The 13,010-nt window shown below is 28.6% G+C and carries 12 protein-coding genes; 6 read left to right on the top strand and 6 right to left on the bottom strand.

Annotated features, from left to right (window positions below; all coding sequences use genetic code 11):
* Positions 1-2 precede the first annotated feature (2 nt).
* On the bottom strand, positions 3-557 hold the full coding sequence (locus tag P161_RS0109325; protein ID WP_026776739.1) for an AraC family transcriptional regulator: 555 nt from the start codon (positions 555-557) through the stop codon (positions 3-5).
* Between the two features lie 120 nt (positions 558-677).
* On the opposite strand from P161_RS0109325, the gene P161_RS0109330 reads away from it, so the two are divergent.
* On the top strand, positions 678-1,853 hold the full coding sequence (locus tag P161_RS0109330) for a DUF3095 domain-containing protein (protein ID WP_026776740.1): 1,176 nt from the start codon (positions 678-680) through the stop codon (positions 1,851-1,853).
* 41 nt (positions 1,854-1,894) lie between these two features.
* Here the strand turns inward: P161_RS0109330 and P161_RS0109335 are convergent, their stop codons facing one another.
* From P161_RS0109335 to P161_RS0109345, 3 genes are all read right to left on the bottom strand, one after another.
* Positions 1,895-2,905: an AraC family transcriptional regulator gene (locus P161_RS0109335; protein WP_026776741.1), complete on the bottom strand. Its 1,011-nt coding sequence runs from the start codon at positions 2,903-2,905 to the stop codon at positions 1,895-1,897.
* 272 nt (positions 2,906-3,177) lie between these two features.
* Positions 3,178-3,627: a thioesterase family protein gene (locus P161_RS0109340; RefSeq protein ID WP_026776742.1), complete on the bottom strand. Its 450-nt coding sequence runs from the start codon at positions 3,625-3,627 to the stop codon at positions 3,178-3,180.
* A 70-nt stretch (positions 3,628-3,697) separates the two neighbouring features.
* Positions 3,698-5,836 (bottom strand): carboxy terminal-processing peptidase, encoded by a 2,139-nt coding sequence (locus P161_RS0109345; protein ID WP_026776743.1) that lies wholly within the window; start codon positions 5,834-5,836, stop codon positions 3,698-3,700.
* A gap of 245 nt (positions 5,837-6,081) precedes the next feature.
* Here P161_RS0109345 and surE point away from each other — a divergent pair, with 245 nt between their 5' ends.
* From surE to P161_RS0109370, 5 genes are all read left to right on the top strand, one after another.
* Positions 6,082-6,852 (top strand): 5'/3'-nucleotidase SurE, encoded by a 771-nt coding sequence (surE, locus tag P161_RS0109350; protein ID WP_026776744.1) that lies wholly within the window; start codon positions 6,082-6,084, stop codon positions 6,850-6,852.
* Positions 6,840-7,127, top strand: coding sequence for a hypothetical protein (locus tag P161_RS0109355; protein WP_026776745.1), 288 nt, complete (start codon positions 6,840-6,842; stop codon positions 7,125-7,127). Before surE ends, P161_RS0109355 begins: the two co-directional genes overlap by 13 nt.
* Positions 7,127-8,239, top strand: coding sequence for a lipid-A-disaccharide synthase (lpxB, locus tag P161_RS0109360; protein ID WP_026776746.1), 1,113 nt, complete (start codon positions 7,127-7,129; stop codon positions 8,237-8,239). Before P161_RS0109355 ends, lpxB begins: the two co-directional genes overlap by 1 nt.
* Before the next feature lie 5 nt (positions 8,240-8,244).
* Complete coding sequence (locus tag P161_RS0109365) at positions 8,245-8,721, top strand: C40 family peptidase (protein ID WP_026776747.1); 477 nt, start codon at positions 8,245-8,247, stop codon at positions 8,719-8,721.
* 194 nt (positions 8,722-8,915) lie between these two features.
* The gene (locus P161_RS0109370) at positions 8,916-10,931 is read left to right on the top strand and encodes a ComEC/Rec2 family competence protein (RefSeq protein ID WP_026776748.1); all 2,016 of its coding nucleotides are present in this window, start codon (positions 8,916-8,918) and stop codon (positions 10,929-10,931) included.
* 6 nt (positions 10,932-10,937) lie between these two features.
* Here the strand turns inward: P161_RS0109370 and P161_RS0109375 are convergent, their stop codons facing one another.
* Both P161_RS0109375 and P161_RS0109380 read right to left on the bottom strand, forming a co-directional pair.
* Positions 10,938-11,456, bottom strand: a complete 519-nt coding sequence (locus tag P161_RS0109375) for a DUF255 domain-containing protein (protein WP_026776749.1) — start codon at positions 11,454-11,456, stop codon at positions 10,938-10,940.
* A gap of 125 nt (positions 11,457-11,581) precedes the next feature.
* Positions 11,582-13,006 carry a peptide MFS transporter gene (locus P161_RS0109380; RefSeq protein WP_026776750.1) on the bottom strand — a complete coding sequence of 475 codons (1,425 nt, stop codon included), beginning with the start codon at positions 13,004-13,006 and terminating at the stop codon, positions 11,582-11,584.
* Between the last annotated feature and the right edge of the window lie 4 nt (positions 13,007-13,010).

Below are 13,010 nucleotides of genomic sequence, written 5' to 3' on the forward strand. Positions count from 1 at the left end.
AATTATTTAAGTAATTCTTTTCTTTTAGCTATTATTCTTTGAAATGACGAAGGTGTAATTCCTGTAGTTTTTTTAAATTGAGTGCTTAAATGTGCAACACTAGAGTAATTTAATTTAAATGCAATTTCTGTTAAACTTAAATTACCTTTTAAAATTAATTGTTTTGTATATTCTATTTTTTGAATAATTATAAAATTTTCTATGGATGTATACGTAACTTCAGAAAATAAATTGGCTAAATATCCATAGCTATGATCTAATGTTTCCGATAAATATACAGAACTTTTTACATGTAAATCATTATCATCATTAAAAACCATATCTATAATAGTGTCTTTTATTTTTTGCACTAAAATACTTTTCTGATCCTGCACTATTTCTATATGATACTCGCTTAATTTTTCAGCAAACTCCTCCATAGTTTCTTTACTGGGCGATTCCAGAAGATCTACTTCACCAAAACCTAGCATAGTATGTTTAATTTGTGAGTTGTTCAGTGTTTTTTCTAACACCTTTGTGCAAACTGAATGCAAATCGAATTTTACAAATATTTTCATTAACTATAATTAAATTAAGGTTTTAAAAACCAGAAAATGTTTCAATAAAAATAAGTAAATTAATTTTTATTAGTATAATTTTACCAAAAAATAAATAGCTAATTACCTCAATCATTTGTTATGAAAGATTATACGGATTTTTATAAAAACATTCCTAAAAATGAAACTTCATTAAAAGATTTATTACAAAATGAAAATTTATTTAGTAGTGTACCAAAGAATTGGCATATTTTAGTAACAGATATCCAAGGATCATCGAATGCAGTAACAGAAGGCAAACATAATGATGTAAATTTAACAGCTACTGGAAGTATTATTGCAGTTTTAAATGCTGTGAAAAAGATACATTCAAGTTTAAGAATTCCTTATTTTTTTGGTGGTGATGGAGCAACTTTTATAGTGCCATCATCAATTATAGAAGATTTAATGAATGTTTTAACAGATTATAGTCTGCATATTAAAAGAACTTTAAACTTAGATTTAAGAGTTGGCAGTTTAGTGGTAGATGATGTTTATCAACATAATTATTCGTTAAGAATATCAAAATTAAAAGTAAATAACTATTTAACTACGCCAGTAATTCTTGGTAATGGTTTAAAATATGCCGAATCTAAAATTAAAGAAAAATTTAATAAAGAAGCCAATTTAATAGATAAAGAAATTAAGTTAGATTTAGAAGGAATGGAATGCAGATGGGATGAAATATATCCGTCAGGAAATCATAAAAAAGTAGCTTGTCTTTTAATTGGTGCCACTAGTGAATCCAAACAGGCAGAGGTTTTTAATGAGATTATGAACGAGATAGATTATATTTTTGGAAATCTAAACAAACGCAATCCTATAACTGTTAAAAATTTAAAGTTAAAACCAACTTTAGAAAAAATTAGAAAGGAAATGCATACAAGAATTGGGGTTTTTAATAGAGCTTACCTCATGAATAATTGGCTAATTACTTTTTTCGGACAATATTATTTTAAGTTTTTTAAAGCTGGTAAATTGTATTTGTACAGAGTTACACAGCTCTCTGACACAATTATGTTAGATGGCTCTATAAATACTGTAATTTCTGGTGATGAGAAACAATTAGGGAAGTTGCGTTTTTTTCTAGATACTTTAGAATCGCAAAATAAAATAGTGTACGGTTTTCATAAAACATATGCATCTATTATGTCTTGTTATGTAGAGGATAGAGAAAAAAAACACATCCATTTTGTAGATGGTACAGAAGGTGGTTACACAGCAGCTTCTGTAGAGTATAAATTAAAATTAAGAAAACAGTATATCTCTAATTTTTAGTGATATACTGTTTTCAATAAATAACTTACCAATAGGCAATATTATGCAGATATTGCCACCATTTTGTTATTTTTCTTATAAGTTACAGGAGAACAATTATATTTTTCTTTAAAAATTTTAGAGAAGTAACTTCTACTACTAAAACCTAAACTGTATACAATTTCAGAAATACTTAAATCGGTTGTAGAAATTAGTTCTTCAGCTTTTGTAAGTCTTACATATTTAACATATTCACAAATTGTTAAACCATGTAAAAGTTTAAAACCTTCTTGTAATTTTGCAGCTGTTAAGCCAGATTTTCTTTCTAATTCAGTAATTTGTAAGTTGGTATCGTAGTAATTTTGTATGTAATCAGACATTTCTTTAACAGTACTCATTTCATTTTTAGTTAAAGATGCAGATCTAATTTCGGCATTATTAATATCGATATTGTGTTGCTCTATCTCTAAAGCTAATACAACATTTACAAAACCATTAATTAATAAAGTTCTTACGATTCCTTCATTTTTAATAGCATCGATTTGCTTTATTGTTTCAGAAATTTTAAAGTTGTAAGAACCACAATAGTAAAAATCATCTTTTTTATTGTTGATAAAAATTTCTCTTAATCTATTGTTGATACTCGAATCCTCTAAGGTTGTATTTACAGAAATCAAGGTGCTCTTTATATTGATGCCACTTTTAAGTTCTAATATATTTGCAGAAGACTCAATATTGGCAATGATACTTGTTTGAAAAGCTTCTACTGTTAATTTTTTTGATTGCTTTTCAAAAGCGTGAGAAAGTTCACCTTTACTACAATACATGAAATTAACGTTAGTTTTTGCGCTATTTGTAACAACAATCTTTACATCTTCTTTACACGTTAAATCGAATTCTAAAAAAGTAACACCATTTTGTAACTCAATACCTCTAATACTTCCAGAACCTAATTGTCTATCAATTTCGAATTCAGTTTCTTTATGATACGTTGTCAACTTTCCACCTAAATCATTTTGTAAAGTTGTAAATATTGATTTCTTATCGAACAAATTTAAATTTATAGTCTTCATAGTTGATTGTTTTTGGTTATTAATTCTTTTTTTGTGTTACTAAATAATCACACTACAAAGAAACAACCAACATCAACTTTTTGTGTTACACAATTTTTTTGTTCTGTTATAAGATTTCAATTTTTCAAGAAAAATAAGTGGAAAATACTATAAATCGTCCTTAATATATAAGAGGTTTTATAAATAGGTATTGTTTTATGTTATTGAAAATCATATGAATAGATAGCTTTTTGAGTTTTTGTTAAAATAAATGAAATTATATAATTAAGTTTTTAACTTTTAGATTTTAAAACAATCTCTTCAAAATCGGCAGTTCTTTCAGCATTTGTAAATAAGTTTTGTGCTTCTTTTGGAGGTGTTGTTAATTTTCTTTTTGATAAATCAATCCAAGCTCCATACACTTTTATAATAGCAGAAAGTTGACCAGCTTCATTAAAAACTTCGTGCGTAAGTTTCCATCGTTCACTATTTTTAGATAAACCAGATAATTTCATGGTTACAGAAATATTTTCTCCTAAATGAACTTCTTTTCGAAAGGATGTGTATTCCTCAAACAAAATAGGACCTATACTATATTTGGTAAACTCATCAATAGAAAAGTTTTGAGATTTAAAATAACGCACTCTCACTTCTGCAGCATATTCGTTATAAGCAGTGTGACGCATATGTCTATTTGGGTCAAAATCCGACCATTTTGTTGGGAATGTAATTTGGTATGTCATTTTTATAAAATTAAAAAACCTGATATGTTTTAGAAACACATCAGGTTTAAATTTGTTATTACTTTACTTTTTAGTTTTTTACAATTTTGCCTTTTTCTCTCAACTTTAACTCACTCAACACGTTTAAAGCTTCAGAAACATACATATCTTTTGCTAAGTTTTTATGCCAAGCTATTCTTTTATCTGCCAAATCTTGGTTGGTTTTAAATAAGTCTTGTTCATACTTAGGAGATAAAAAAGTTAGGTTCGATTTATAGTCAAAAACAGATTTAAATTTATCTGCTTCTTTTTCTTTAGCCTCACCTTCTGCAAAAAAAGTTTTAGAATTTAAAGAAAAAGTAGTTTCATCTTGGCTCTTCTTTAACCATTTTGCATATTCATTTACCAATTTAAAATTAGTGTCGTTAGCAATTCTTTCTTTACTATTATACACAACATCGTTAAAGTTAGCATACGAATTTGTTTGGGTGTATTTTGCTTGGGGCACTTTATCCCAAGCCAAAGCTCCATCTAAATCACGCTCACCAAATTTCATATAACTATATCTACTTGGCATTGCAATATCAGAGTACACACCTTCTTGTTGTGTAGAACCTCCATTAACTCTATAAAATTTTTGAATCGTCATTTTTAAGAAACCTAAATCTTTCTCGTATTTTGGGTAAAATTGATTGATAGGTAAAATATTCTGAACAGTTCCTTTTCCATAAGTTTGATTTCCACCTAAAATTACGGCTCTTTTATAATCTTGCATAGCTGCTGCAAATATTTCTGATGCAGATGCAGAAAATTCATTCACCAAAACAACTACAGAACCTTCCCACTGAACTTGTGGATCTATATCTTTTTTTACAACAGGATCTTCACCTCTATATTTTACTTGTACAATAGGTCCTTGATCTATAAATAATCCAGAAATTTCTATGGCTGTTTTTAAAGAACCACCACCATTATTTCTTAAATCTACAATTAAACCTACAACACCTTCTGTTTTTAATCTTTCGATTTCTTTTTCCATATCTTTAGCAGAATCTCTATAATTATCATCGCTAAAATCAATGTAAAAACTTGGCAAATCTATAATAGCATACTTTTTTCCATTTTTTTCTACAATGCTACTTTTTACAAAAGTTTCATCTAACTGAACAACATCTCTAATAATAGAGATTACTTTTATAGAACCATCTAATTTTTTCTTAACCGTTAATCGTACCTCAGTTCCTTTAGGTCCTTTAATAAATTTTATGGCATCATCCAAACGCATTCCAACAATATCCACAGGCTCTTCATCTCCTTGTGCAACTTTTAAAATAATATCATCTGGTTCTAATTCTCCTTGTTTAGAAGCTGGGCCACCAATTACTAAGTCAGAAACGTGTGTGTAAATTCCTTTTTTCTGTAAACGTGCTCCAATTCCTTCTAATTTTCCAGAAATAGTTTGGTCAAAACGTTCTTTAATATTAGGATCCATATAGGTTGTATGTGGATCAAAAGCACCAACAACCGAATTTAAAAAAGTAGAAAACCAATCATCATGCTCTAATTCTTCAATTCTAATATATAAATCGTCCATATTTTTTAGGACTTCTTTTCTTGCCTCTTTTTCAATCATAGCAAAAGATTTTACTTTGAAGTTTTTATCTTTTTCAAGTTTATCCTTTTGTAAATCTGTTTGCTCTTCAATTCTGCTTAAAGTTTGTAATTTTAATTGCTTTCTCCAATAATCCATCAATTCAGCATCATTTTTAGCAAAAGGAACTTTTTCATAATCTAAATCAATGGTTTCGTTTTCATCAAAATTAAAAGGTTGTGCTAATAAATCTCCATAATAAGATTTTGCATTTTTTATTTTTTTCAAAAAACGTCCATAGACTAATTTATAAAAAGATAAATCATCTTGTAAAAGTTGATTGTCGATTTGATATTTGTATTGAGAAAATTCTTTCAAATCTTGTTGGGTAAAATATCTTTTACTTGGGTCTAAACCATCAATAAAACTATTATAAACAACTTCAGAAAAATCGTCGTTCATGTCTTTTACCACAAAATGCCCTCTTGTTAAAATATTTTTTAATACATAAATTAAAACTTTATCTTTTTCAGGGTCGTTATTTACATCAATATTTACCTCAGAAGCATTGATTGATAAACTGCTTATCAATAAAAAAAATGCTAAAAAAGGAATGCTAAATCTAAATTTCGTTCTCATATATAGTGTCGTTATTTTTTATTTATTTGTTACTCAACTACTAAAATAGTGCCATAATTTGTAACTGCTACAATATTAATTAAAAATTGATCTTTTTACTCTTTATAAAATGTTAAAAAGATTATCGTATAAAATAAATTACCTTTGTTCAAATAGATTGTAAAAATCAGTATTTAGAAGAGAAATTAAAAGAAAAGCAAAAATCAATTTTTAATTGTTAATATCGAAACTTTAAACATACATTCATGCAAGAAAGACCTTTAATTTTAGTGACAAATGATGATGGAATTACAGCTCCAGGAATTAGAGCGCTTATAAAAATAATGAACAAAATTGGGGAAGTGGTTGTGGTTGCTCCTGATAGTCCTCAAAGTGGAATGGGACATGCAATTACTGTTGATAATGTGTTGACTTGCAACCCAATTACGATAGATGATGGGCCGCAATTAGAATATACCTGTTCTGGAACTCCTGCAGATTGCGTAAAAATGGCTATTAGCGAAATTTTAAATAAAAAACCAGATTTGTGCGTTTCAGGGATCAATCATGGTTCAAATTCGTCTATAAATGTAATTTATTCAGGAACTATGAGTGCAGCTATAGAAGCTGGTATTGAAGGCATACCTGCAATTGGGTTTTCTTTATTAGATTTTAAATGGCATGCAGATTTTAAACAAAGTGAAGAGTTTGTAAAAAAAATTACCTTAAATACACTTTTAAACGGTTTGCCAGAAGGTGTTGTTTTAAATGTAAATATTCCCAATTTAAAGAAAGAAGAAATAAAAGGAACCAAAATTTGCAGACAAGCAATGGGTGTTTGGAAAGAGATTTTCGACAAACGAAAAAGTCCTTTTGGTAAAGAATATTATTGGCTTTCTGGGGAATTTGTAAATAGAGATAAAGGACAAGATACAGATGTGTACGCTTTAGAAAACGGTTTTATATCTATTGTACCAGTTCAGTTCGATTTAACAGCACATCACATGATTCAAAAATTAAACTCTTGGGAACTATAAAAAAAGATATTTTAATTGGCATTTTAGTCTCTTTATTTGCAACAGCTGGAGGTTGTTTCTTGTATATAGAGTATTTCTCTAAATTCAGTTTTACTGAAACATTACAATTGATACAAGATGGTAATTTGTATGGTAAAATCTTATCGATTGCTGCCATTCCTAATTTATTTGTATTTTTTGTTTTTATCAAAAAGAAACAAGACAATAGAGCAAAAGGAGTTTTAATAACAACCATTGTAATTGCTTTAATTACGTTGGTTTTAAAATTTATTTGATGAAATATTACATAATTGCAGGTGAAGCTTCAGGAGATTTGCATGGTTCTAATTTAATGAAAGCTTTATATAAAGAAGATCCAGAAGCAGACATCCGTTTTTGGGGTGGAGATTTAATGGAAAAGGTTGGTGGTACTTTGGTTTTTCATTATAAAGACAGGGCTTTTATGGGCTTTTTCGAAGTAATAAAAAATTTACCAAAAGCTTTAACATTGATAAAACTATGTAAAAAAGATATTGCCGAATTTAAACCAGATGTACTTATTTTTATTGACAATTCTGGCTTTAATTTAAGGATTGCCAAATGGGCAAAATTACAAGGTTTTAAAACCAATTATTATATTTCGCCTCAAGTTTGGGCAAGTAGAGCAAGCAGAGTAAAAGATATTAAAAGAGATGTAGATAAATTGTTTGTAATCTTACCTTTTGAAGAGGAGTTTTACAAAAAATACAATTATAAAGTTGAGTTTGTTGGGCATCCTTTAATTGATGCAATTGCAAACAGAGAACAAGTTAGTATTACAGATTTTAGAAAAAAACACGATTTAGGTGATAAGCCAATTATTGCTTTATTACCAGGAAGCAGACAGCAAGAAATCACTAAAATGTTGGCTGTAATGTTAGATTTGGTAGATGTTTTTCCTAATTATAAATTTGTAGTTGGGGGTGCACCAAGTCAAGATTTTTCTTTTTATGACACGATTATCGGGAATAGAAAAGTTAGTTTTATCAACAATAAAACATACGATTTGTTATCTGTTTCTTCAGCAGCTTTAGTAGGTTCTGGAACAGCTACTTTAGAAACAGCCTTGTTTAAAGTACCTCAAGTTGTTTGCTATAAAGGCAGCTCAATTTCGTACCAAATTGCCAAAAGAATTGTTACTTTAAAATACATTTCTTTGGTAAATTTAATTATGGATAAGGAAGTAGTTACTGAGTTAATTCAGGACGATTTTACAAGAATAAATCTTAAAAGAGAACTTGCTAAAATTTTAGAAACTTCACATCGCGAAAAATTATTTTTAGACTATTTTGAACTAGAAAAAAAATTAGGAGGTGTTGGAGCATCCGCAAAAACAGCAAAATTAATTGTGGACGGATTAAAGAAATAAATTAGATGAAAAATAGTTTATTTCTTTTGATTTTTTCCTTTGTATTATTTAGTTGTGGAGCAAAGAAAAATGGAGTTTTAACCTCAAGAAAGTCAATTTCAAAAGCCGATAAAATTGTAGCAAATGCCTTAAAATACGAAGGAGTAAGCTATAAATATGGAGGAACAACCAAAAGAGGAATGGATTGTTCAGGTGTTATTTATGTCGCTTTTGGCGAAGAAAATTTTCAATTACCAAGAGTTTCTAGAGAAATGGCTAAACAAGGCAAAAAAATCTCTTTGAAAAGAGTTGCCAAAGGCGATTTACTATTCTTTAAAACTAGAAAAAGTTATAAAAACATCAATCATGTTGGTTTGGTGGTTTCCAACGTAAATGGGCAAATTCGGTTTATACATTCCACAACATCTAAAGGGGTTATTGTTTCTTTATTGTCTCAAAAATATTGGTCAAAAGCGTTTGTAAAAGCTACAAGAGTTTTGTAAGTTCTTATTTAAATTTTAAATTCTACTTGCTATCTTCAATTAAATTATATCCAATCACAATTTCATTATAAAATGTCAGTCTGAGCTTGTCGAAGACCTTTTTAAATTATAACGTTATTTACCAATAACTAAATAATTCATTAACATAATAATCAAAAAAAAATCAATTAAATTTTTACTACCTTTAACTAGCTATGAAAAAGGTACTGAATTACTTACCATTACATTTTATTGTGCTCTTAATTGTTGGAATTTTAGCACAATTCTATCTCAATTTATGGGATTTTGGTTTCATAAACTTATTCGTTTTGCTTGGGTCAATAGCAATATTAGTTTTTATAATTCCACAAAAAATTATTAGGACTTTTTTAGCTTTCTTCCTTTTCTTTTTTATGGGGATTTCAGCCGTGTTTTTTAATAATGACACAAACTATAAAAACTATTATCAACATGCTATAAAAGAAGATACTTCTGTAATTTTTAAAATTGAAAAAATATTAAAACCAAGTTTGTATCATGATAAATACGAAGCAATCGTTTTACAAGTTGATAGCTCAAAAACCAAAGGTAAAATATTACTAAATATATCAAAAGACAGTATTTTAAACTCTTTAAAGGTTGATGAACTATTGTTTGCAAAACCCGATTTTAGAGCGATAAATGAGCCTTCAAATCCACATCAATTTGAATATAAATTCTATTTAGCCAAACAAGGCATTCATCAGCAAGTATTTTTAGAGCAAGAAGATTTTAAAAGTTTGGGTTTAGATCAATTTTCTTTGATTGGAATGGCTGCAAAATTTAGAAATCAAGTACAAGAATCACTAAAAAAATATAATTTTAAAGTCGATGAATTAGCAGTAATCAATGCTTTATTATTAGGGCAAAGACAAGATATTTCCAAAGATTTAATTGAAGATTATTCAAAAGCAGGTGCTATTCATATTTTGGCAGTTTCAGGTTTGCATGTTGGTATTATTTTATTGATTTTATCAAGCTTACTAAAACCTTTAGAAAGATTAAAAAACGGACGCGTTTTAAAAATAACTCTCATTGTTTTATTACTGTGGATGTTTGCTTTTGTAGCAGGTTTATCAGCAAGTGTTGTAAGAGCAGTTGCTATGTTCACTTTTTTAGCAATTGGTTTATCATTTAAACGGAAAAATGTCATTTTATTTTCTTTAATCACATCAATGTTTTTCCTATTGCTTTTTAACCCCATGTTTTTGTTTGATGTTGGTTTTCAATTAAGTTATTTAGCGGTTTTTGGCATTATTTGGATTCAACCCAAATTGTATAAAATTTACAAACCACGATTCAAATTAGACGATAAAATTTGGCAATTATTCACAGTTTCTATGGCTGCTCAATTAGGTGTTTTGCCTTTAAGTTTGTATTATTTTCATCAATTTCCAGGGTTATTTTTACTATCAAATTTATTGATAATACCGTTTTTGGGAGCGATTTTAATTGGTGGAATTGTTATTATAATGTTAGCTTTGGTAGGTTTGTTACCTCAAACTTTAGCATCGATTTATGGGTTTGTAATTTCATTGATGAACAACTTTGTTAATTGGATTTCTAAACAAGAACAATTTTTATTTACAGATATTTCACTTTCTTTTTTGATGATGTTAGCAACATATTTAGTCATCATATTTGGAGTTTATTTTTTGATAAAAAAATCACCTAAAAAACTGATTTACTTTTTAGTTTCTCTATTAATTATTCAAAGTGTTTTTTTGTTTGAAAATCATCAAAAGAACACTAAAAACGAATTGATTGTTTTTCATAAAAGCAGAAATTCTATCATGGCAAATAGGGCAGGAGCTAATTTATTAGTGCATCATGATTTGGATAGTTTGGCGATTGGAAATACAAATGCTATGGTTTCTTATCAAGTTGGTGAAAACGTGAAATCAACATACAGTAGAGAGTTTCCAAATATTTTAAAATTTAAAAATCAGCCTATTTTAATAGTTGATAGTTTGGGAGTTTACAATATACAAAATCTCAAAAATCCGATTGTTATTTTGCGAAACTCACCTAAAATAAATTTAGAGAGATTGATAAAAACCCTGCAACCAGCTCAAATTATTGCAGATGGAAATAATTATAAAAGTTATGTGAATAGTTGGAAGGAAACTTCTAGAAAACAAAAAACTCCATTTCATTCAACGGAACAAAATGGAGCTTATATTTTAAAGTGATAAAATCTATAAATTACTTTTAAAGTTTTTTTCAAAATCTGCCCATTCTTTATCTTTGTAAGCACTTGTTTTAAAATATGCCAATATAATTTCAAATCTTTCTTTGGTTAAATAACCAGGAATTTTTTGTAACATTTCTTCTTTTTCTGTCATAAAAATTGTGGTTGGATACGATAATTGTCCTTCCATTAAAGCAGCAGATAATTCATGATATTCTGTTCTGCCTTCTTTTTTATATTTAAAAGTATGGCCTTTATAGGTTATATCTTCTTTTCCTTCTCCATCCATTTTTATGGCATAAAAGTTTTCGTTGATATACTTAATAATTACTTTATTGGAGTAGGTTTCTTTGTCCATTTTTTTGCAATATCCACACCAATCTGTGTAAATATCTATCAACATTGGTTTTGGGTTTTCTTTATTCATTTCAATTGCTTTTTCAAAAGAAAGCCAATTAATTTTATCTTGTGCTTTAGTCCCAAAACTAAAAGCTATCAACGCAAATAATAAGAATGTTTTTTTCATATGTTGTAAATTACAAATGATATGCCAAAGTTAATAAATATCAATGGATTTTAGAGTTTCTTCATTTTAAAGCAAAAAAAAACCTCATAAGTTTTAATTTATGAGGTTTTGTGAATTTTATGTTTTTAGTTTTCCGCTAATTCAAAACCTTCCGTTAATTCATCACCTTCAACTTTTTTATCTTCAGCTCCATGAGTAAGTCTTTTTAATGGTTTTAAGATTGCTATGATTAACAATCCGAAAATTGTACATGTAACTGCAATACCTGTAAAAACCTCAAAATCTCCAGCATTTTCAGAAAGTCCGCCAACAAAACCAGCAACTTTGTTTCCTAAACCAGTAGCTGCAAAATAAGCTCCCATCATAAAAGAAGCGTATTTTAAAGGAGCTAATTTAGTAATAAAAGATAAGGCTACAGGAGAGGCACAAAGTTCACCAATCGTATGAAATAAATACGCTAAAACTAACCAAATCATTGCAGATTTTTCAGCAACTTCATCACCATTCATTACAACTTCAGAAGCTGCTTTACTCATAAAGAAAAAACCAAAGGCCATAATAATTACACCAATTGCCATTTTAAAAATAGACGAAGATTCTTTTCCTTTAATTTTCCACTTATGCCAAAAACTACCCACAGCAGTTCCTAAAACAATGATAAAAAATGCGTTAATAGATTGAAATACAGCAGCAGGAACTTCATTGCCAATTAAAGGTAATGAAAATGATAACATTCTATCAGTTTTCTGTTCTGTATACAAACTCATTAAACCTCCTGCTTGTTCAAAAGCACCCCAAAAAACAATAATAATTAAGAATGATAAAAACATGACTAACATTCTGTCTTTCTCTACTTTAGTTAAAGGTTTTTTTAGTAAATCTTTGTTTGGTGAATCTTTACTTCCTATAAAATCTCCAACTCCTTGTAAGTATTTTAAGCCTGACATATAAACAATTTGTCCTAAAGCCATTCCTATACCTGCTAAACCAAAACCATAATGCCAACCCCATTTTGCAGCAACTGCTCCAACTAATAAAGCACCTAAGAAAGCACCTAAATTGATACCAATATAAAAAACATAGAAACCTTTATCTCTTCTATCGTCACCAGTTTTGTATAAACCACCAACCATTGTAGATATGTTTGGTTTTAAAAACCCAACTCCAATCACAATAAAGATAAGACCTGTAAAAAATGCCCATTGTTGGTCTACAGCTAAAATACCATGGCCAATACATAACAAAATACCACCTAACATTACTGCTTTTTTCTGACCGATAAATTTATCAGCAATCCAACCTCCAGGAATGGATGTTAAATAAACAAACATGGTATAGGTTCCGTAAAAAGAAAGTGTTTCTGCATTAGACCAACCAAAACCAGATTGTGGATCTCCAAAAATTACTGGAGCTGCAATGTATAAAGTTAAAATTGCACGCATTCCATAGTATGAAAATCGCTCCCACATTTCAACAAAAAAGAGTACATATAATCCTACTGGATGCCCCATTAACTCTTTTTCATGTGGTTTTTTTACTAAAGTATTCATAAGT

Origin of the sequence: Polaribacter sp. Hel_I_88 (assembly GCF_000687935.1) — a bacterium.
Taxonomy (GTDB): Bacteria; Bacteroidota; Bacteroidia; order Flavobacteriales; family Flavobacteriaceae; genus Polaribacter.

Excerpts from the sequence above, each read along its gene's own strand:
- P161_RS0109375 (WP_026776749.1), bottom strand. The coding sequence starts at position 11,456 with ATGAAAAAAACATTCTTATTATTTGCGTTGATAGCTTTTAGTTTTGGG.
- P161_RS0109365 (WP_026776747.1), top strand. The coding sequence starts at position 8,245 with ATGAAAAATAGTTTATTTCTTTTGATTTTTTCCTTTGTATTATTTAGT.
- P161_RS0109370 (WP_026776748.1), top strand. The coding sequence starts at position 8,916 with ATGAAAAAGGTACTGAATTACTTACCATTACATTTTATTGTGCTCTTA.
- P161_RS0109340 (WP_026776742.1), bottom strand. The coding sequence starts at position 3,627 with ATGACATACCAAATTACATTCCCAACAAAATGGTCGGATTTTGACCCA.
- P161_RS0109335 (WP_026776741.1), bottom strand. The coding sequence starts at position 2,905 with ATGAAGACTATAAATTTAAATTTGTTCGATAAGAAATCAATATTTACA.
- P161_RS0109380 (WP_026776750.1), bottom strand. The coding sequence starts at position 13,006 with ATGAATACTTTAGTAAAAAAACCACATGAAAAAGAGTTAATGGGGCAT.
- P161_RS0109345 (WP_026776743.1), bottom strand. The coding sequence starts at position 5,836 with ATGAGAACGAAATTTAGATTTAGCATTCCTTTTTTAGCATTTTTTTTA.
- surE (WP_026776744.1), top strand. The coding sequence starts at position 6,082 with ATGCAAGAAAGACCTTTAATTTTAGTGACAAATGATGATGGAATTACA.
- lpxB (WP_026776746.1), top strand. The coding sequence starts at position 7,127 with ATGAAATATTACATAATTGCAGGTGAAGCTTCAGGAGATTTGCATGGT.
- P161_RS0109325 (WP_026776739.1), bottom strand. The coding sequence starts at position 557 with ATGAAAATATTTGTAAAATTCGATTTGCATTCAGTTTGCACAAAGGTG.
- P161_RS0109330 (WP_026776740.1), top strand. The coding sequence starts at position 678 with ATGAAAGATTATACGGATTTTTATAAAAACATTCCTAAAAATGAAACT.